This is a genomic window from Cryobacterium sp. Hb1, from assembly GCF_004403585.1.
Classification (GTDB): domain Bacteria; phylum Actinomycetota; class Actinomycetes; order Actinomycetales; family Microbacteriaceae; genus Cryobacterium; species Cryobacterium lyxosi.
Map to the genome: position 1 here is coordinate 459,497 of NZ_SOHI01000008.1, position 19,099 is coordinate 478,595.

At 63.4% G+C, this 19,099-nt stretch carries 18 protein-coding genes; 9 read left to right on the top strand and 9 right to left on the bottom strand.

Features of this window, described 5'->3' with window-relative positions; translation table 11 throughout:
* Position 1 precedes the first annotated feature (1 nt).
* Positions 2-673, bottom strand: a complete 672-nt coding sequence (locus E3T38_RS04075) for a TetR/AcrR family transcriptional regulator (protein WP_134546360.1) — start codon at positions 671-673, stop codon at positions 2-4.
* A gap of 101 nt (positions 674-774) precedes the next feature.
* Complete coding sequence (locus tag E3T38_RS04080; protein ID WP_134546362.1) at positions 775-3,132, bottom strand: trehalase-like domain-containing protein; 2,358 nt, start codon at positions 3,130-3,132, stop codon at positions 775-777.
* A 315-nt stretch (positions 3,133-3,447) separates the two neighbouring features.
* On the opposite strand from E3T38_RS04080, the gene E3T38_RS04085 reads away from it, so the two are divergent.
* Positions 3,448-4,458: a heparan-alpha-glucosaminide N-acetyltransferase domain-containing protein gene (locus E3T38_RS04085; protein ID WP_134546364.1), complete on the top strand. Its 1,011-nt coding sequence runs from the start codon at positions 3,448-3,450 to the stop codon at positions 4,456-4,458.
* A 95-nt stretch (positions 4,459-4,553) separates the two neighbouring features.
* On the opposite strand, the gene E3T38_RS04090 is transcribed toward E3T38_RS04085, so the two are convergent.
* The 3 genes from E3T38_RS04090 to E3T38_RS04100 all read right to left on the bottom strand — a co-directional run bounded on the left by E3T38_RS04090 (position 4,554) and on the right by E3T38_RS04100 (position 6,578).
* Positions 4,554-5,324, bottom strand: coding sequence for a hypothetical protein (locus tag E3T38_RS04090; RefSeq protein WP_134546366.1), 771 nt, complete (start codon positions 5,322-5,324; stop codon positions 4,554-4,556).
* 135 nt (positions 5,325-5,459) lie between these two features.
* On the bottom strand, positions 5,460-5,753 hold the full coding sequence (locus tag E3T38_RS04095; protein WP_134546368.1) for a DUF1905 domain-containing protein: 294 nt from the start codon (positions 5,751-5,753) through the stop codon (positions 5,460-5,462).
* Positions 5,754-5,771: 18 nt separating this feature from the next.
* Positions 5,772-6,578 carry an alpha/beta fold hydrolase gene (locus E3T38_RS04100; protein ID WP_134546370.1) on the bottom strand — a complete coding sequence of 269 codons (807 nt, stop codon included), beginning with the start codon at positions 6,576-6,578 and terminating at the stop codon, positions 5,772-5,774.
* Between the two features lie 125 nt (positions 6,579-6,703).
* Between E3T38_RS04100 and E3T38_RS04105 the strand changes: the two genes are divergently transcribed.
* From E3T38_RS04105 to E3T38_RS04125, 5 genes are all read left to right on the top strand, one after another.
* Positions 6,704-7,441: a hypothetical protein gene (locus E3T38_RS04105; protein WP_134546372.1), complete on the top strand. Its 738-nt coding sequence runs from the start codon at positions 6,704-6,706 to the stop codon at positions 7,439-7,441.
* 22 nt (positions 7,442-7,463) lie between these two features.
* Positions 7,464-7,973 carry an SRPBCC family protein gene (locus E3T38_RS04110; RefSeq protein ID WP_134546374.1) on the top strand — a complete coding sequence of 170 codons (510 nt, stop codon included), beginning with the start codon at positions 7,464-7,466 and terminating at the stop codon, positions 7,971-7,973.
* 99 nt (positions 7,974-8,072) lie between these two features.
* Entirely contained in the window at positions 8,073-9,401 is a 1,329-nt protein-coding gene (locus E3T38_RS04115) for a M20 family metallopeptidase (RefSeq protein ID WP_134546376.1), read from the top strand.
* Between the two features lie 70 nt (positions 9,402-9,471).
* Complete coding sequence (locus E3T38_RS04120) at positions 9,472-11,046, top strand: AbgT family transporter (protein WP_134546378.1); 1,575 nt, start codon at positions 9,472-9,474, stop codon at positions 11,044-11,046.
* A 72-nt stretch (positions 11,047-11,118) separates the two neighbouring features.
* The gene (locus E3T38_RS04125) at positions 11,119-12,081 is read left to right on the top strand and encodes a RimK family alpha-L-glutamate ligase (protein WP_134546379.1); all 963 of its coding nucleotides are present in this window, start codon (positions 11,119-11,121) and stop codon (positions 12,079-12,081) included.
* Between the two features lie 92 nt (positions 12,082-12,173).
* On the opposite strand, the gene E3T38_RS04130 is transcribed toward E3T38_RS04125, so the two are convergent.
* On the bottom strand, positions 12,174-13,082 hold the full coding sequence (locus E3T38_RS04130) for an EamA family transporter (protein ID WP_241984276.1): 909 nt from the start codon (positions 13,080-13,082) through the stop codon (positions 12,174-12,176).
* A 44-nt stretch (positions 13,083-13,126) separates the two neighbouring features.
* Between E3T38_RS04130 and E3T38_RS04135 the strand changes: the two genes are divergently transcribed.
* The gene (locus tag E3T38_RS04135) at positions 13,127-13,624 is read left to right on the top strand and encodes a MarR family winged helix-turn-helix transcriptional regulator (RefSeq protein ID WP_134546381.1); all 498 of its coding nucleotides are present in this window, start codon (positions 13,127-13,129) and stop codon (positions 13,622-13,624) included.
* A 65-nt stretch (positions 13,625-13,689) separates the two neighbouring features.
* Here the strand turns inward: E3T38_RS04135 and E3T38_RS04140 are convergent, their stop codons facing one another.
* Positions 13,690-14,358 (bottom strand): metalloregulator ArsR/SmtB family transcription factor, encoded by a 669-nt coding sequence (locus tag E3T38_RS04140; protein ID WP_134546383.1) that lies wholly within the window; start codon positions 14,356-14,358, stop codon positions 13,690-13,692.
* 101 nt (positions 14,359-14,459) lie between these two features.
* Between E3T38_RS04140 and E3T38_RS04145 the strand changes: the two genes are divergently transcribed.
* Positions 14,460-15,689, top strand: a complete 1,230-nt coding sequence (locus E3T38_RS04145; protein ID WP_134546385.1) for an NAD(P)/FAD-dependent oxidoreductase — start codon at positions 14,460-14,462, stop codon at positions 15,687-15,689.
* Between the two features lie 2 nt (positions 15,690-15,691).
* Positions 15,692-16,381, top strand: a complete 690-nt coding sequence (gene ribA, locus E3T38_RS04150) for a GTP cyclohydrolase II (RefSeq protein WP_134546387.1) — start codon at positions 15,692-15,694, stop codon at positions 16,379-16,381.
* 196 nt (positions 16,382-16,577) lie between these two features.
* Here ribA and E3T38_RS04155 read toward each other — a convergent pair whose 3' ends face one another.
* Positions 16,578-17,498, bottom strand: a complete 921-nt coding sequence (locus E3T38_RS04155) for a Brp/Blh family beta-carotene 15,15'-dioxygenase (RefSeq protein ID WP_166805407.1) — start codon at positions 17,496-17,498, stop codon at positions 16,578-16,580.
* A gap of 62 nt (positions 17,499-17,560) precedes the next feature.
* Positions 17,561-18,832, bottom strand: a complete 1,272-nt coding sequence (locus E3T38_RS04160; protein WP_134546391.1) for a lycopene cyclase family protein — start codon at positions 18,830-18,832, stop codon at positions 17,561-17,563.
* Positions 18,833-19,099: the final 267 nt, after the last annotated feature.

Genomic DNA, 19,099 nt, shown 5'->3' on the forward strand with positions numbered 1-19,099 from the left:
TTCAGTTTTGTGTGGGTGATGCAACGCGAACAGGCGTTGCGCTTAAGGTTTCAGGTTCGAGCAGCCAACCCGGCAGCAGGGCAACAAGCTGGTCGACGAGTTCGTCGTCGGAGACGTCGAGGTGACCGCGCATCCACGCACCAATCAGGGTGAGCGCGCCGCCGGCGACGTAAGTGGTGACCAACTTGGCGTTCACAGCGTCGTCAAAGACGAGCACCGACTGCAGCATGCGGGTGGCGTAAGCCTCGATGATCTGGTCGTGCGCGCTGCGGGTGAGTGGCAACTCCAGCACGCTTGCGTACAGGGGAAAGTTTTCCACCATGTGCGCGACGAGCCGGGCATAGCCGAGGCGTGAGGCATTTTCACCGGTCCTCGGCCGCGGCAGATCCAGCCCCGCCGAGCCGATGTCGGCGAACTGTGCCTGCAGCAGCTCGGCGGCGAGCACGTCGAGGCTCGCAAAGTGCGCATAGAACGAGCTACGACTGATACCGGCCAGGCGCACGATCTCGGCGACCGAGACGGATGCCCCCGGCTGGGCGTTCAGCGCACGAATGGCCGTGAGAATAAGCTGCCTGGTGCGCTCCGCCCGAGGATCGTGGGTGAGCTTCGACTCAAGCTGAACATCTGACTGCACCTGAACCGCCTGCAGGCGGGCGTCAGTCAACGAAGTCATTACATAATACTAACACTTTTCGGACACGTGTCCGAGATAACGTACCGTTTCACGGCTGACTCGCGAAAAAGGACGCCCCTTCGCGAGTCAGCGGTACACCCTTAGCGCCTGCGGTACTCGTCGAGCAGCTGCGCGCAGCGGATGAAACCGAGGTGTGAGTAAGCCTGCGGGTGGTTGCCGAGGTGGGTTTCGGTGGCCGGGTCGAATTCCTCGGACAGCAATCCGGTCGGACCGACCAGGGAGATGAGCTGATTGAACAGTGCCTCAGCCTCGTCGATACGCCCGGTGAGCACGTAGGCCTCGATCAGCCAGGTCGTGCAAATGTGAAAGCCACCCTCGAGGCCAGGCAGACCATCGTCGTAGCGGTAGCGGAACACCGTCGGGCCCACGCGCAGTTCGCGCTCCACCGCACTCACGGTCAGCTGGAAGCGCTCGTCGGTCACGTCGAGCAGGCCAGACAGTCCGATGTGCAGCACGGCAGCATCGAGATCGGGGCTGTCGTACGCCACGGTGTACGACTGGGCTTCCTCACTCCAGCCTTCGCGCAATACCTCCTCGCGAATGGTGGCGGCAAGTTCGATCCAGCCCGTCCCCACGTCGCGTCCGTGCCGCACCGCGGTACGGATGGCCCGGTCCACGGTCACCCAGCACATCGTCTTCGTGTAGGTGTGGTGTCGCGGCGAGCGCCGGGCCTCCCAGATGCCGTGGTCGGGTTCGTGCCAGCGGCTCGTGACGGCGTCGACCATCTCGGTGAGCAGGTGCCACTGAAAGTCCGAGAGGGTTCCCTGCCGGGCACTCAAGGTGTCGATGAGTTCGGCGACCGGCCCGAACACGTCGATCTGCACCTGATTGTCGGCGGCGTTCCCAATGCGTACCGGGCGGGAGCCGGCATAGCCAGGCAGCGACTCGAGGCTTGCTTCGGTGGACAGCGACGATCCGGTGACCGAATAAAGCGGATGCAGCCACTGCGCGCCGGGACTGTCGTCCACGACCCCGGCCAGCCAGCGCAGAAATCCATCAGCCTCGGCCGTCGAACCGAGGTCGACGAGCGCCTTGACCGTCATCGAGCCGTCGCGCAGCCAGCAGTAGCGATAGTCCCAGTTGCGCGTGCCGCCGATTCCCTCGGGCAACGATGTCGTGGAAGCGGCGAGTACCGCTCCGGTCGGTTCGTAGCAGAGAGCGCGCAGTACGAGGGCTGAGCGGCCGACGAGGGAGGGCTTCACGCTCGGCAGCGACAACGAATTGACCCAGGCACGCGAGTCGTTCATAACCGCGCCGCGCCGCGCCGCTTCCCCGGAGGCATCCGCTGTGTACGGCTCGGTGTCGCCGCAGCGCAGGTTGAGCATGATCGCGCCCTGCGAGAGGTCGACGACGGCGGTGGCCGTTTCGTTGCGGCCGTCACTCGTGACCGTGAACTCGACGCCGGCCGCCGAGAGCACGATCGGGTCGGCGGTGCCGGTGATGGTCACGAGACCGTCGGTCGCGTGCATGTTGAAGAATGCGACGGCGTAGTCGGGCCGCGGCGCGAACACAATGCGGGCAAGCCCCGTGCCGGTGAGCTTGCGTACGAGGTTGGTGATGCCGAGTGGGGACGGCTCGATGTAATCGGTGACGGTGACGTCGGCCCAGCGGGTTTCAACGATCATGGTGTTGTCGATGTAGCGCTGGCCCAGCACGCGGCTCTTCTTGACCGGTTCGATCGAGAAGTGCCCGGCTTCTTCGCTGCCGAGGATACTCGCGAACAATGAGCCAGAATCGGGCAGCGGATGCGTCATCCAACAGATGCGCGCCTCCGGCGTCACGAGGGCGGTCGAGGTGCCGTCGCCGATCATGGAGTGGCGTTCAATGGCGACGACGTGCTGACCGAACAGCCAGTCCTTGCGCAGCTCGAACAGCAGGGCCAGAATCTGGGCGAGCTTTTCGGGGCCACTGACGCGGTGAGCGGCGACGGATTCGTCGTCGCCGATGCGAATGCCGAGGTCGGGGCCGTGCAAGGTGTTCATGGCCATTTCGTCGCTTGCGGCATCGCCGGCGAAGAACGCGGCGCTGACGCCGAGACGGGTGCGCAGCCGGTCGAGCGCGATGCCGGAATCCTGGGACGCATCGGAGGGCTCGGGGGCGTCAAAAAATTCCGAGTCGAATTCGGCTCCGTTCGACCCGACCAGGTGCACCTCCCGGGGCAGCCGGGAATCCGCGGCCAGGTCGCGCAGCGGACGCCCCGACATGACGGCCGTATGGGTATTGGGCAGGGCGGCGAGGGCGCGTAGGGCGGTCGCAGATTCGGCCAACAGCACGGACGGCACGTTCGAGGCAACGTGATGGGACAGTGTGCCTCCATAGTTGCAGGCCACGAGCAGAGACGGGGTGCGGGCGAGTTGTTGCAGATCCTGCAGTATCTCGCTTGACAGCCCCGTCAATGTGCGTGGGAGGTTCTTGGAAAGATTCATGCGATGGGGCATATGGAGGTTCCTTGCAGAAGGGCGTCGACCGTCAAACCAGTTGCTAGACCTAGCGACGTTACCATTTGCCGCAGGCCGGTCTGCGGGCGACCCGCCTTCTGGCTGGGTGTTGTCAGAATCAGGCGGCCCCGCGACCCACTCGCCGTCTAACCCTTCCCGGTATCGAGACGCGGCACGCGTAAGCGCTCGCGGCACGCGTTAGCGCTCGCAGCACTCCTACTAAGGGACGCCGCGAACCGGAAAGCGTGCCGCGACGCCCCGCGGTCTCGACAACCCCAGCGCGAACCTGCCCGGATGAACCCGTAGCCTGTTTTCATGCACAACAGGGCCGATGCGAGCGAACGGGTCGTCGCCATCGACATCGCCAGGGGCCTGGCGATCATCGGCATGTTCGTGGCGCATGCCATCCCGCGCCTGGGTGACGCCGAGCTGCTTGCCGACGGGCGATCCTCCATTTTGTTCGCGACCCTGGCCGGGGTATCGCTCGGTATCATGACCGGGTCACAGCATCCGCTCGCGCGCGGCCAGCGTTCCAAGCGTGTGACCGGCATCGTGGTGCGCGCGCTCTTCCTGTTTCTGCTCGGTATCGTGTTGGCCAGCTTGCAGAGCGGCGTTGCCGTCATCCTGCACTTCTACGCCCTCATGTTTCTGCTGCTGATTCCGATGCTTTTTCTACAGCGGTGGCTGATAGCCCTGATCGGCGTCGTCTTTCTCTTCGGCGCACCGTTGCTGGGCGCCGCCCAGGGCGAAGTGGATGCCGCCCGGCCGCCGCTCGCCTATCTGGTCGATTACTTCTTTCTCAATGGCACCTACCCGGTGCTCATCTGGATGCCCTTTCTGCTGGCCGGGCTCATGATCGCGCGCTCCGATCTGGGCAGTGCGAAAACCCAGGTAGTCCTCGTCGGTGCCGGAACAGCAGCGGTGGTCGCTGGCTACGGCGCGGCCATCGTGCTCCCCGGCGTCGACGCCGCGGCCCATTCCGGATCGATCGCCGAGGTGATCGGCTCCGGCGGGGTCGCGGTCGCTCTCCTTGGAGCGTTGCTCTGGCTCACCGCTGTTCGGCGGCGGTCTGTGGGGCGTGCGCTGCGCGTGATCCTCTGGCCGGTCGGGGCGACCGGCCAGATGGCACTGACCGTCTACACCCTGCAGATTCTCGCTCTGGCGGTTATCGCGGGCAGCGCCGAAATCGACTATCCCGGCTGGCCGCTGCTGATCGGGATGCTGCTCATCACCTTCATCGGCGCCAGCCTGTGGCGTTATTTTCTCGGCAAGGGCCCCCTAGAACGCCTACTCGCCGCGCTGGCCCGGGCGCCACGCTTTCGCTAGCGGCGCGCGGCTGCGTGTGACACGGATGCCCGCCATCAACCCGACCGTCAGTGCGCCAGGCCGAAAACGACCAGCCACACAATATCGACGTCGGATCAGCGGATGCCGCCGATGCGCTCCAGCGCCGCCCGCATGATCTGCGCCTCGGGTGTCGGGGCCACGTGGTGGTTGGTGTAGATGCCGACGAGCCACTCCAGAACCTCGTCTTCGCTCATGGCTACGGCGTTCCAGTCCACTCCCGGCTCGGCGGCCGTTCGCGGCTCGCCGGTCTCCAGGTCGAGCCAGGCGCGGGCGATCGGCGTGTCGGGGTCGTCGTTGTTCATGTTCCAGAGCAGGGCGATCGGGTGGTTATCCCCCTCGACATGCTCGTGGTCGACGCGCCCGGAGCCGAGCCAAGGCAGCGTCAGCAGCTCGCCGATGATTCCGACTTCAATCAGTTCGAGCTGGGTCGGTTCAGTCTCGGGAACGTAGAGTGTGAAGCCCTGCTCGAACCACTCGGCGGCCTCAAAGATCGAGTCGAGCAGTTCATCGAGGGCGTCGATCTCCTGCACCAGGATGAGCGCCCACTCGAGCAATTTTTCGGTCTGATCGGCCGGCCACGGGCTCTCGAACGGGTCGCTCGTGCCGTGGTAGTGAAAGCTGGGGCCGGCCTCGTCGAGCAGCACGTGCAGCTGGCCACTGTCGAAGTCGATCGACAGGTTGAGCGCCCCGCCCTCGTCGTCGCGGTCGGCGAACAGATCGGGGTGCGCCAGCTCCGCCGGTAGGGTGACGGCCGCGGCGAGCCGGGGGCCCAGATCGAGAACGACGCGAAACTGGATGGTCGGCAGGCGCAGGGTTTCATCCTGCTCGAAGTGCTGGTCTGACATACCCAAAGTTTATCGACCACGGGGTGGTCTCCCAGCAGCATGCGGTCTGGCCGCACTTTTGTCGACATGGCACACGCGTCAACCAGTCCGGCAGATGACGGGCGGCCGACGACTGGATTTCGGCCGATAGTGCGGTCAACTGAATCGTTGATCGAGGTGAACTTCAGCTTCATCGCCGATCACTTTGCCGATTGTTTTGCGCAGGGCTGCCTTGAGCGGAACCATGTGCGTTCCATCACCCATCGAAAGCAGTGTCGCGTGAAAAGGATGCCCGTCGATCGTGCCGGTAACTTTCACAGGCTTTCTGGTGCCGAAAAAAATTCCCGACTCAGGCATGACAACGCAGGCCCAGCCGCTGTTGCGCTCGGTGGTGACTGTCGCCGTGAAGGTGGCGTCGATATTTTGCGGGTAGTCCTCCTGGGCAGGCATGATTCCTCTCTTATCTCTCTAGCTGGCCCGATTCCCTGAGTGGGCAGCTTTCACGAACGCCGCAAGCTCGGCCGCCATCGGCTCGGGCTCCCAGGTGTGATGCGCCCCTGGCATTCGTTTTTGGATCGCTCCCGGGATTGCCGCGACAATCGAATCGGCGGCGACGAACATCTCCGGGAATGTTTCCTTGCCCAGCATCACCTGGACTGGAACCCGGATGTTCGCGAACAGCTCCGAGTGCGGTGCCGACTCTGTCCAGGCGAGCGACTCACCATCGGGGCGAAAGCTCCCGACGTTTGCAACCAAGTCGGGAAACTCCGGAGACTTTCGCCATGATTCCAGGAACTCCGGTGGAATGTCTTTCATATAGTGCACGAGGGCACCTTCCAGATCTCCCTCTGTGATCAGGCGGTCCACTCTGCCAGCCCATTCCCGGGCTCCGCCATCCTGTGGTCCAAGTGGCGCTTCCCACAGTGCAAGTCCATTGACGGGCATTCCATTCGCAGCCGCGGCCAAGGCGATAGAGCATCCGGAGGAGTGTCCACAAAGCACGGCGGTCCCTCCGACGACGTCGAGAAGAGCGGCGACAGCGAAAAGCTCACGCTGGAGATCGATCGTCTTATCCACTGGACTCTCACCGCGACCCAGCCGGTCGTAGACGACCGTCGAGATTCCTTGGCGCGCCGCCGATTCGGCGGTTGCGGTGGTCCCCGGGTCAATAGCCCGATACGGGCCGGCTCCGGCAATGAAAATCAGGGCAGGGCCAGACCCTCGATGGTCGAAAGCTACTCGGTCACCGCGAGAGGTGGTAACGAATTCACTCACTTCTGGAACTCCTCCACAATTGATCTAACCGTACAGTTCTGCATATCTTGACAGTTGACCAGGCGGAAATGAACCTAAAGCCACCGATCTCGGTCGTGTGTGCGGCACTGTCCTAGGGTTGACGCATGGACGCCGACATCAACTTCTACTTCGACCCGGTTTGCCCGTTTGCCTGGATGACCAGCAAGTGGGTGCGACAGGTGCAAAAGCAGCGCGACTACACCGTGGACTGGCGGTTCATCTCGCTGCGCCTGATTAATGCCCGGGTCGACTACGACGCGCACTTCCCTCCCGAGTACGAGGCCGGTCACACCGCCGGGCTCCGGCTCCTGCGGGTTGCCGCCCGAACGCGAGCGGAGCACGGCCGCGAGGCGGTGGCGCCGCTGTACGCCGCATTCGGGACCCACATCTTCGACACTGCCCCCGGCCCCCACGACCAGCAAACCGAGGGTGAGGTGCGTGAAGTCCGCGGGACGCGTGAGTTCCTGGAGCCGATCCTCGCCGAAGCGGGCCTGCCGATCGAGCTGGCGGACGCTCTCGATGACGAATCATGGGACCGGGAGATCCAGCAGGAGACAGACGAGGCGCTCTCGCTGACGGGAAAAGACGTGGGCACGCCCATCATCCACTTCGAACCGCCCACCGGTGTCGCCTTCTTCGGGCCGGTGATCAGCCGGCTGCCCCACGAGGACTTCGCGGTCGAGTTATGGGACCACGTCGTCGCTCTGGCACGCTTCCCGGGTTTTGCCGAGCTCAAACGCAGCCTGCGCGAGCAGCCCCAGCTGGCCGCGTTCGGAGTCGACACGGACACGGCCGGAAAGCAGGAGGACTGGCACGGCGGCAGTCGGCGGCAGAAGAAGTGACCCCGTTCGTTAGGGTAAACGCATGAGTGAGACACGCATCCTCAGCCACCAGGAGTCGGTCATCGTCGAGGCGTCGGCCACGTTTCTCTACGACCTACTCTCCGACATCACCCGTACCGGCGAGTGGAGCCCGGTCTGCACGTCGTGCTGGTGGGACGACGAGGCCGAAGCCGGTCGGGTCGGTTCCTGGTTCACCGGGCGCAATGAGCTCCCGCACCGGACCTGGCAGACCCGGTCTGAAGTGGTGACGGCAGAGCGCGGTCGCGAGTTCGCCTGGGTGGTGGGCGGCAGCTTCGTCCGGTGGGGCTTCAGCTTCACCGCCACAGAAAACGGGACCGGGAGCGTGCTCACGGAGTCGTGGGAGTTTCTGCCGGACGGAATCGCGATGTTCGAGGAGAAGTTCGGCGAAGACGCCCATGCGCAGATCACCGACCGCACCCAGCAAGCCCTCGACGGCATCCCGAAAACCCTCGCCGCGATCAAGCGGATCGCCGAGGTTTCCAGGGGCTCAGGGGAGCAGGCGCTGGCATGATCGGGCTCGTCCTTGGTCACGCCACTCGCACAGGTCCTAAAAATGACGGCATAGGTCAGCACGGCGACACCGGGTAGTCTCCCTGTCTAGGGTGGATATATGAGCCATTCCACAGTGCCGAGCACCACGTATCTGCAGAAGCTTCAGGCCGAAACGGCCCGCAGGATACAGACCTATGAGTCGGTACCGTCGCCTTTCTCCGGGGCCCCGGACGAACTCGTAAGCGCAGTCGAAAGCCAGGTAGAGGCGCTCGTCCCAGACCTGAACGACGTCGTTCACACCCTGCACGCCGACCCGGAGATCGCCTTCACCGAGCATCGAAGCGCCGCCTATCTGGTGGAGCTGCTCGGTCGCTATGGGATAGACGCGCAGCTCGGCGTGCACGGACTCGACACGGCGATCCGCGCCGAGATCGGCTCAGCCGACGGACCGGCCATCGCGATTCTCAGCGAGTATGACGCCTTGCCCGACGTCGGGCACGGCTGCGGGCACAACGTGATCGCCGCCACCGGAGTCGGCGCTTTCCTCGCACTGGCCAACACTCTCAAGGAGAATCCCCACGCATTCAGAGGCCGGGTGGTCTTCCTCGGCACTCCCGCCGAGGAAGGCTTTTCCGGCAAAGAAGTAATGGCCAGGCATGGCGCCTTCGATGGCATCGACGCCGCAATCATGGTGCACCCGTACGGCTACGACCTCGCCGACCAGGTGTGGCTCGGTCGGCGCGTGCTCACCGTGACGTTCACGGGCGTCGCGGCGCACGCATCCGCTCAACCTTTTATGGGTCGCAACGCGCTCGACGCCGCAACGCTGGCGTACCAGGCCGTTGGCCTGCTGCGCCAACAGCTGCCGCCGGTAGATCGCGTGCACGCTGTAATCAGTGAAGGGGGAACACGGCCGAGCATCATTCCCGAGCGCGCAGTACTCAAGCTCTACGCCCGTTCCAAGTTCGCGGACACGCTCAAAGACCTCAGCGTGCGACTGGATGACATCGCGCGCGGCGCGGCAGTGATGACGGGAACGAGCGTTGAGATCGACTGGGACGAGCACGCCCCCTCACTCCCCGTGCGCACGAACAGCGCACTCACCGGTCGTTGGGTCGCCACCCAGCAGCGCCGCGGGCGCCAACCGCTCCCGCTTGGCGTGGTGTCGGAAACCATCGCAGCGTCCACCGACTTCGGCAACGTGAGCCATCGCATCCCCGGTATCCACCCACTGATCAAGATTGCGGCATCCGACGTTGCCCTGCACACCCGCGAATTCGCCGCGGCCGCCGCAACGGATGCCGCAGAGTCGGGCGCCCTCGACGGCGCCTGCGGCCTCGCCCTCACCGCCCTGGATTTTCTCTGCGACGCCGAATTACGACGCAGCGTGGCCGAAGAGTTCGCGGGGCAGGGCGGCGCCATCGATGTGCCGCACTTCTTCGACTGACACCTCACCCGGCTCTGTCCGACTCTGCTCACACTGATCGTTTCGTTCCCTCCGACGCAAGGTAGTCCCCATGTCTTCAGCACAGACCCTCACTCGGCGTACCGTTCTGATCGACCGTGTCCTCGGCGGAATCGAACGCGTCGGCAACAAGCTGCCCGACCCGTTCATGCTCTTCCTGCTGTTGTTCGCAATCACGGCGGTGGCGTCGACTGCCATGGCCTGGGCCAATGTCACGGTGCAGCTACCCGGGACCGACGAGATCACCGTGATCAAGGGCTTCTTCACCGCCGAAGGGCTCACGTGGTTCACCCAGAACATTGGGGTCAACTATCTGGGCTTCCCGCCGCTGGCGACGGTGCTCCCCATCCTGCTCGCGGTCGGTGTTGCCGAGAAGTCCGGCCTGCTCGCTGCGCTGATCCGTAAGGCTTTCGGTTCGGCGCCGCGCTGGTCACTCCCCTACGCCGTGGCGTTCGTGGGGGTCGTGGGGTCGATTATGTCGGATGCGGCATTCGTGGTGATCCCCCCGCTTGCAGCCCTGGTGTTCAAGGCCGCCGGCCGGCATCCCGTCGCCGGGCTGCTCGGCGGGTTTGCCGCCGTGGGTGCCGGCTACTCCACCTCGCTGGTCGTGACAAGCCTCGACGCCCTATTCGCCGGAATCACCACGTCGGTCACGCAGAACCTACCCAATGCCGGTTCCGTTGTGACCCCGGTTTCGAACTACTTCTTCAATGTGGTCTCCGCGCTCGTACTCATCGCCCTGGCCGGCTTCATGATCGACAAAATTCTCGAACCGCGTCTGGGCCGCCAAGGGATCGCGCGCGAGGAGATCATCGACAACGACGACGTCTCGGGTCCCGCCGCGATGAACACGCGGCTCACGGACACCGAGAATCGCGGCCTGTTCTGGGCATTCGTGGCGGGCGTCGTCGTCGCCGGAGTGATCCTCGTCGGCGTGCTCCTTCCGGAATCCCCGTGGCGAAACGAAGACGGCGGGTTCCTGCCTCGCTCGCCCCTGTTGAGTTCAATCGTGTTCATCGTTTTCGCCACGTTCGTCATTCCGGGGCTGGTGTACGGCAAGATCACCGGAACCATCGCGACGGGCAGTGACGTACCCCGCGTGATGGGGCACGCCATCAAGGACATGAGCGGATTCCTCGTGCTCGCGTTCATCCTCGGCCAGTTCGTCGCCCTGTTCAATTTCTCCGGAATCGGAAGCTGGCTGGCCGTTGCGGGAGCCGGGGGCCTTGAGTCCATCGGCCTCACCGGATTTTCGGCCGTCGTTGCCTTCGTGCTCCTCGCCTCACTGCTGAACCTTTTCATCATTTCCGGTTCGGCCATGTGGACGCTGATGGCCGCCGTGTTCGTACCGCTGTTCGTATTACTGGGCTATGAACCCGCGTTCATCCAGGGCGCTTTCCGGGTCGGAGATTCGGCCACCCAGGTACTCACCCCCCTCAATCCGTACATGATCGTGCTCCTCACGATGCTGCGCAAATACGAACCACAGGCGGGGCTCGGCACCATAATCGCCCGCATGCTGCCCTTCGCAGTCACGTTCTGGCTCGCCTGGGTAGCCGTGCTGAGTGTCTTCTTCTTTTTCGACCTCCCGATGGGCCCGGGCAACGGCATCATGATCCCGCAGTAGTGACAACGCAAGACCCAAGGAATACCCCGCGCTGGGGCCTCCTTAAGTTCAGTGCAACCCGAAAGGATTTTCATGACTGTTAGCCAGCCCACGATCTATGCCCTGCACGAGAACCCCGAATGGTTTCCGCCGTTCGCCCGGGCCTTTGAAGCAGAGGGCATGGAAGTGAAGGAATGGCTGCTCACCGACGGCGTTCTCGACCTGGATTCGGTACCACCGGAGGGAATCTTCTGGTCGCGCATCAGCGCATCCGCTCACACGCGTGACCATGGAAAGTCGAAAGATTACGCCCGCGCCGTATTGGCCTGGCTCGAGGCCCACGGCCGCCGCACGGTGAACGGCCGACGCGTGCTCGAACTTGAGATGAGTAAAGTCGAGCAGCTGGTCGCTCTCAAAGCCGCTGGAATCGACACCCCGCGCACCGTGGCGGCGGTGGGCCGCGAGCAAATCCTCGCCGCCGCACGCGACTTTCCCGCCCCGTTCATGACCAAGCATAATCAGGGCGGTAAGGGTCTGGGCGTGCGCAAGTTCACGAGCCACGAAGAGCTCGCCGAGTACGTTGCGTCCGACGAGTTCGAGGAGCCGCAAGATGGCATCACACTGATTCAGGAATACATCCAGGCTGCGGAACCGTTCATCACCAGGGCCGAGATCGTCGGCGGCGAGTTCATCTACGCCGTCAAGGCCGACACCGCGCGCGGCGGCTTCCAGTTGTGCCCAGCGGATGCCTGCGCCATCGACCCGATCACGCGCGAACTGATCATGCCTCCCGGCGCCACTATCGCGCCCGTAGCCGGTCAGCAGCTGTTCAGCCTGCGCGAAGACTTCGACCACTCGATTATCGAGAAATACCTCGAGTTCGCGCGCCGGAACGGGTTGGAAGTGTGCGGTATCGAGTTCATCGAAGCCGAAGACGGCCGAGTGCTCACCTACGATGTGAACACCAACACGAACTACAACGCGGTCGTTGAGGCCGAGGCGCTTCGTTCGGCTCCACAAGCCCTGGCGCGGTACCTCAAAAAGCTCGCAGCCTGAGTACTGGGCGGCCGGTCCGGGGACGGCTCACCAAACGAGTGACGTCGCACATTAGTCTGCGCTCCCAGGGACCTCTCGAACGGTAGGCCTCGTCAAATGCGGATCTGCTGGGAACAGAGATCAGCATCACCGCAGCACGAGGGTTTTGCGTGCCTGGAAATGATGGCGGCGGAGATTGAGCTGAGCACGATGACGATCCCGGCTATCTGCATTGGGGTGAGGTTTTCGCCGGCGATTATCCAGCCGAGGAGGATGGCCACGACGGGGCTGAGCAAGCCAAGGAAAGCCGTGGTGCTTGCCGCAAGCTGTGCGATTCCACGAAACCACATGACGTAGGCGAACGCGGTGCCGATGACCGACAAATAGGTATATCCGACAACGTTCAGCGGTGTCAGGGGAGCGACGGGAAGGCCCTCGATCACGAGCATGAGGACCAGGAGGGAGAGTCCTCCTGCGATGAGCTGCCATGCAGTGGTCGTGAGCGGGGGCGCGGGCTGTCCCCACTTTTTGGTCAGCACGATCCCGAATGCCATGGAGAGGGTTCCGCCAAGAGCGGCCAGGAGGCCGATGGTGTCGAGGCGGGCTTGGGCCTGGAGCACGATGAGGCACACGCCGAATAAGCCGGTAGCACCGGCGATGACCACCCGGCCCGTCAAACGCTCGTGGAGAACGCGGCTGGCCAGAACGGCGATGACGAGTGGCTGAATACCGCCCATGATTGCGGCCACACCGCCCGGGAGTCGGTAGGCCGCGATGAAGAGCAACGCAAAGAACGCTGCGATGTTGAGAATGCCCAGGACCCAGGATTTCCACCACCATGCGCCGCGTGGCAACCGTCGGCAGAGCAGGAGAAGGAGGATTCCCGCCGGAAGTGCGCGCAACGTCGCCGCGAGCAGCGGCCGATCCTCTGGCAGCAGCATCGTGGTTGTCAGGTAGGTCGTGCCCCAAAGCGCCGGGGCCAAAGCTGTTGTCATCAACAAGAAAGTTCGGTTGCTAAGCACTTAGGTATTATACCTAAGTGGTTAGCAATTGGTAGTATGGCCACATGCCGGACCACGTTGACCGAATCATTGAACAGTGGCGCACGGAAAAGCCCAGCCTTGATGTATCACCCATGGCCGTCATCGGTCGATTAAGTCGCACCGCCCACGTCGTGGAATCGCGACTTGCCAGGACATTCGCCCAGCACGGTTTGGATGCTGCCGCCTTTGACGTGCTCGCGACCCTTCTGAGAAGCGGTGTTCCCTACCGAATCACCCCGTTCGCGTTGGCGCGTGAGGCCATGATTTCCACGAGCGCAGTGGCCCAGCGACTAAACAAACTGGAGAATCGCGGGCTTGTCACGCGCCAGGCAAACCCCGGCGACGGTCGCGGTAAGCTCGTCGCACTCACCGATGCGGGCAGAGATCTCATCGAGACGGCATTGCCCAATCACCTCGAAACCGAGCTTGCCATCACCGCCGCGCTCAGCGATGAGGAGCAGACCGTGCTCGCGGACCTCCTTCAACGACTCAGTACCGCCGCCAGCATTTGCATGAAGTAAGCGCCTGGCCGATGATGCGGGCTGCGTCGGTGAACGCTCCGGGGTTTGCGCCGCGGGCCTTCCGCCTACTCGGCATTCCGGGCGATACGCACGCAACAGTATCCGTCTTTCGGTGCAAATTGCACCTTTCGGGCGCGCTCACCCGCACCTTCCGCGACCCCTTCCAATAGAGCCAGGTTGGCCGCGCAGATGGTCTCGGTGTGACTCTGCGCCAGCTGGTGGAATGGGCAGTTGTGAAGAAGCAGTCCGCCATCACCATCATCCAAAGGCTCATATCCGGTTGCCTGCAGCACCGCGTCCAATGAGCCGGCACTCGTGCCCAGTGCACGACCGTGTTCTTCGGACACCCGAGCGAGCGACTCCTGGGCGGGCTCCCCTGTGCGATCAGATTGCTCGATGGCAGAAATCAATAGCTCTCCGGCCAGAGCGTAGTATCGGCCCGGAACGGACACGACGATTTCGTTGGCCGCGCGACGGTACAGCTTGGCCGGCCGTCCAGCTCCAGGACCAGTTCGGCCGGTGCGGCGCTGGAATCCGGTGTCCAACAGCCCGCTTCGAGCAAGTTTCTCCAAGTGAAACGCCACCGTCCCGCGCGGAACGCCCAGCGCCTCGGCCGCCTCATCACGGCCCACCGGCGTGGCGCTTTGGGAGACAAGATCGAACAAAGCGCGACGCAGCGGGTCGCTGAGCGACGCGATAGCAGAGATGTCGTCCGTCCGTGATTGTTCGTTCATAGTGATAATCGTAACTCTAAAACAAAGTATCTTGACAAAAGAAACGGAAGGCTCCTAAAGTTGGGCTACGAAGCTCGCCAGCAGACCAGTAAAGAGGAAACATGCCGGATTCTCAGAGTTATGTCATCGTCGGAGCAGGGCTTGCTGGTGCGTCCGCTGCCAGGACGCTACGCGAAGAAGGCTTCACCGGGCCGATTCAACTGGTCGGCGCCGAAGCGCACCGGCCCTATATCCGCCCCCCGCTCTCGAAGGATTACCTCAGCGGATCCAGTGACCGCGACTCCGTCTACGTGGATCCCGAGGGCTGGTATACCGAACATGACGTCGACTTAGTCCTCGGTACTTCTGTTGCCCGCATTGATGCCGCCCGCCAGCTCATTCATACTGCTGCCGGTGAGGCCATCGCGTACAACAAGCTGTTATTAGCCACTGGCTCGTCACCTCGCCGCCTGTCGATTCCCGGGGCAGACCTTGAAGGCGTGCGCTATCTGCGTACCCTCGATGACTCCGACGCGCTGCGCCCTTTGCTTGCGGGCGGAAGCCTGCGTCTTGTCTTGATCGGCTCGGGCTGGATTGGCATGGAGGTAGCTGCGACGGCACGCACCCTCGGAAACGACGTGACAATTCTTGAACGCGACCCGATCCCTCTGGCGAACGCGCTCGGCGACGAGCTCGGCCAAATGTTCGCCGATCTCCACGAACAAAACGGCGTCATTCTGCGACGCTCGGTGTCCGTTGACAGTGTTCTCGGACAGGACGGCCGAGCTACCGCTGTGAAACTCACCAGCGGAGAGGTCATTCCCGCGGACCTCATCTTGGTCGGCATTGGTGCCACGCCCAACGTAGAGCTGGCCGACTCAGCGGGGCTAACGATCGATAACGGTGTCTCCGTCGATGCATCCCTTCGCACGAGCGACCCGGCAATCTACGCAGCGGGTGACGTTGCCAATGCCTACCATCCCCTGGCGAAGTTGCGACTGCGCAGCGAACACTGGGCCAATGCATTGAATGGTGGAAAGGCTGCGGCCCGGTCGATGCTCGACCAGAAGGTGTCCTTCGACGACATCCCCTACTTCTACACCGACCAGTTCGACGTCGGAATGGAGTACTCCGGGTTCGGGCCCCTGGCGCGGGGAGCTGACGTGGTCTATCGAGGCGACCGGGCTGGCCGCGAATTCATCGCCTTCTGGGTCGCGGGTGAAAAAGTTGTAGCGGGAATGAACGTGAATGTCTGGGATGTCAACGAAGCCGTGCAAGGCATCATCCGGCGCGGCAACCAGGTCGATCGCGCCAGGCTCACGGATGCCGATGTGCCCCTGGAATCGCTGTGATCATGGCTGAAACATGTTTCAGTATCACCCCTTCGAGGGCGCCCACCGCGGCACTCTCGGCGGAGGGAATCGATGTCGGCACCATGCGTTCCAGCGAGATGTCTGGTGTCACGTTCGAAGTCGAAACGACCGTCCCGACCAAGCACGGCACTTTCCAGTTCCGCGCCTACCGCGACCTCGTCACCGGCAGCGAGCATCTCGCCGTGGTTTCCGGCACACCAACCGACGGCTGCCTCGTTCGTGTGCACTCCGAATGTCTGACAGGTGAGGTCTTCGAATCTCAGAAATGTGAATGCGGCCCCCAACTCGACTCCGCCCTCGACACAATCAATCAGTACGGCGGTGTCGTGATCTACATGCGTGGCCACGAGGGCCGCGGCATCGGACTCGTCAACAAACTCAAGGCCTACCGACTGCAAGAAGCCGGCTTAGACACGCTCGATGCGAACCTCGCGCTCGGCCTCCCCGGGGATGGCCGTGATTATTCCGCCGCGGCTGCGATCCTCCACAACCTCCGGCTTCGGGCGGTGCGCCTCCTCACCAACAACCCGGACAAGGTCGACCAGCTCACCGCGCACGGGATCACCGTCCTCGAGCGCGTATCACTTACAGCAGGTGCCCATCCAGCCAACTCCGCATATCTACGCACCAAACGTGATCGCATGGGACATCTCCTTCAACACGCACTCTGATCCTGAAATGCAAGACCCGCCGGGCATCGTCCACTCACCACCCGGGTGGTCAATAAGTCCCAAACAATTTCACACACACACACTGATGCGGGGGTAAGAGACAGCACTGGGCAAGAGTTCCGCGGCAGCACAGAGCCGCCCGCGAATTACGCATGGTTAGTATCTAATAGCGTTCCAGGTCCACCGCCTCACCGCCTCAATCAATAACTTTCCGGCTACTGGCGACGCGGCCACCCGCCATACGATCGGGTGATCTTGACGCCCGCCGGTGACGGTTTTCCTGAGTGACGACGATCATGTGCGGCACGGTTAGTCCCGCCAAACCGATGAACACTACCTGCAGAATCTGCTCACTCAAGGCGCCGTCGGGGCCGACCCAGACCAGCACTGCGCTCACTATAAGGATGGGCACCACGGTGTAAACCATCACCATCAGGGCCGACAGCCGTCCACCACCACGTTCGGCGTGGAACCCGGCCTTCAGGTGCCGAAAGCTGTGCAGCGCGCAGAAATATAGCAGAAAGAAGACGAGCGGATCTGTTGCAAGCGCGAGCATGGTCGCGAGCAGAATTTCAATGCTTTCGTGCGCCCGACGTCGCAGGGCAACCAGGGCTGCGACCAGCAAGCTGGCCAGGGCGAGCGGCCCGAGCCACTCTTGCACGTTGGCCACTATCGCGCCTCCGTCTCCGGCCAGCACCACGTAAGCGGCACTCACCTGCGCGGGATGTGACAGCGCCGGGACAGTGAGCAGTCCGAAGCCGGCGAGAAACCGCAGCCACAACGCCCTGTCGGTATTCCAATCGGACCCAAAGTGCACCGCAGACACGAGCAGGAACGTAACCAGGCTCGCCACCGGAGCGATCAGCCAAAGCAACACAACGCCGACCACGACGAGAATGTACGCCAGGTTGAACCCGGCGAAGCCCAGTGGGGTGCGCCACAGTCCGACACGGCGCGCGATCAGCGGATCGAGGGCGCCGTGGGGCAGGCCCAGGATCCCGACCAGCACCCCGAGGAGCACGACCTGAATCGTGGGCGAGGGCAGTGGCAGGCCCAACCCGAGCACGACCAAGGCGACCACGGCGAGGCTGGCAAACACCACCGTCTCGACGGGCACCCGGCGCCACCGCGGCCTGACGCGGGCGGACCCCGGCTGAGACGGAGCTGTTTGGCCGGTCATCACGGCTCGCTCGTGCTCGTGCTCGTGCTCGTGCTCGTGCTCGTGCTCGTGCTCGTGCTACGCATTGCGGTGACGTCCGCGGCGACCGGCACGGCCGGTGCAGGGCTGAACACGGTGGGCGCGGCCAGCTGGGCGATGAAGGGGCTCCACGGCAGGCTGGAGATGATGCGCGCGTAGTCCGCGGCCCGCGCACCGTCACTGAGGAAACGCACCAGTGCGGCCGGGGGAACGCCGCGGGCGAGGGCGAGAAAATACTCTGCGGTGCGTTCCGGGTGCGCCCGAACAGCCTGCAGAAAAATGCGATCGAAGGTGCGTCGCAGTCGCGGTTCTTCCGGATGTCCCACGGCTTCCCGCCCCGCGAGCAGGCGTTCCGTGCACAGCTGGGCCCAACGTGCAATGCGTAAAAACCCGTAGCCCGAAGCAGCTCGCAGCGCACCGCCGGCGTTGCCAGCATGCACCACGCCGGTGATTGGCGGCGCGGCCTGGCGGCCCAGTCCCATGGCCAGCACGCCGCCCTCGCTTCGCACCCGGTGGGCGTCAGCCAAGCCGAGCCCGGTAAGCACCTGATCCAGCTCCAGGACCAGGCGGTCCCGGTCGATCGGCGCTGTGCCGAACCTCGTCCACTCCACGATCGCGCGGTTCGGTCCCAGCGGCAAGGCATACACAAAACCCAAGCCCTCGGCGTCGGACGCGAGGGACCCCATCAGCGTCACCTCGCCAGGGTCGAACGGCAGCGGACAGTCACGTTCCAGTTCGAGTCCCACGAAGCTCTGGTATAGCATCGTCGCCGCAGCGCGGGGCCGGGTATCAATCACCTGACGCGCCAACAGTGTGCCCGCGCTGGACTCCACCCGAACACCGCCCGAAACCGCCGTAACCGTGCCGGCACGCACCCCGAGGCACAGCTCGACGCGCGGCGACTCGGCAATGTCGGCCTGCGCGCTCGCGTAGAAATCGCTGCCCCGAACGTACTGATAGGCCAGTCCGGGTACCTGGTGCCGAACGGTCAAACCTGCCGCATCGGAAAAAGTCCATGTTTTCCAACGTCGCGAGACCAAATGTGACAGATCATGCTGTTCCGGTCGCCAAAAACACCAGCTGCGATCGTCTCGATAGGCCGTGCGAGGTTCTAGCAGCACGACACGCGGGCCGGAACGCTCCCGAGCTAACCGGGCCGCCAGAGTGAGCCCGGCCAAGCCCGCGCCCAGTATCACGAGGTCAGCGTCCACTTCATGAATCATCCGACTCCTTTGCACTCGATCTCGTGCCATGGTGCGGATCGGGTGATTTACAAAAATAGCCTAGCGAGAAACCCGAAACTGATCAGCATTTCCCGGAATCGGTCTCGCATTTGCTGGCAAAACCTTGTCAGCCGGAGTATGTTTTGGTACATAACTCGGTTAGCTATATTTTTCGACTCAATCGCCGTCATTTCGGCAAATGCTCGTGGACAGTAGAGGACATCTTGATACCTGACTCCCTAACCCAGACCCAGTACGACACCATCTACAACGTGTTCTCCCTCGTGATCGCCTCGC

What these genes read in the sequence shown, in the direction of transcription:
- E3T38_RS04080 (WP_134546362.1), bottom strand. Translation starts at nt 3,132, where the DNA reads ATGCCCCATCGCATGAATCTTTCCAAGAACCTCCCACGCACATTGACG.
- E3T38_RS04135 (WP_134546381.1), top strand. Translation starts at nt 13,127, where the DNA reads ATGCCGGACCACGTTGACCGAATCATTGAACAGTGGCGCACGGAAAAG.
- E3T38_RS04140 (WP_134546383.1), bottom strand. Translation starts at nt 14,358, where the DNA reads ATGAACGAACAATCACGGACGGACGACATCTCTGCTATCGCGTCGCTC.
- E3T38_RS04105 (WP_134546372.1), top strand. Translation starts at nt 6,704, where the DNA reads ATGGACGCCGACATCAACTTCTACTTCGACCCGGTTTGCCCGTTTGCC.
- E3T38_RS04090 (WP_134546366.1), bottom strand. Translation starts at nt 5,324, where the DNA reads ATGTCAGACCAGCACTTCGAGCAGGATGAAACCCTGCGCCTGCCGACC.
- ribA (WP_134546387.1), top strand. Translation starts at nt 15,692, where the DNA reads ATGGCTGAAACATGTTTCAGTATCACCCCTTCGAGGGCGCCCACCGCG.
- E3T38_RS04095 (WP_134546368.1), bottom strand. Translation starts at nt 5,753, where the DNA reads ATGCCTGCCCAGGAGGACTACCCGCAAAATATCGACGCCACCTTCACG.
- E3T38_RS04075 (WP_134546360.1), bottom strand. Translation starts at nt 673, where the DNA reads ATGACTTCGTTGACTGACGCCCGCCTGCAGGCGGTTCAGGTGCAGTCA.
- E3T38_RS04145 (WP_134546385.1), top strand. Translation starts at nt 14,460, where the DNA reads ATGCCGGATTCTCAGAGTTATGTCATCGTCGGAGCAGGGCTTGCTGGT.
- E3T38_RS04120 (WP_134546378.1), top strand. Translation starts at nt 9,472, where the DNA reads ATGTCTTCAGCACAGACCCTCACTCGGCGTACCGTTCTGATCGACCGT.
- E3T38_RS04085 (WP_134546364.1), top strand. Translation starts at nt 3,448, where the DNA reads ATGCACAACAGGGCCGATGCGAGCGAACGGGTCGTCGCCATCGACATC.
- E3T38_RS04115 (WP_134546376.1), top strand. Translation starts at nt 8,073, where the DNA reads ATGAGCCATTCCACAGTGCCGAGCACCACGTATCTGCAGAAGCTTCAG.
- E3T38_RS04110 (WP_134546374.1), top strand. Translation starts at nt 7,464, where the DNA reads ATGAGTGAGACACGCATCCTCAGCCACCAGGAGTCGGTCATCGTCGAG.
- E3T38_RS04160 (WP_134546391.1), bottom strand. Translation starts at nt 18,832, where the DNA reads ATGGCACGAGATCGAGTGCAAAGGAGTCGGATGATTCATGAAGTGGAC.
- E3T38_RS04125 (WP_134546379.1), top strand. Translation starts at nt 11,119, where the DNA reads ATGACTGTTAGCCAGCCCACGATCTATGCCCTGCACGAGAACCCCGAA.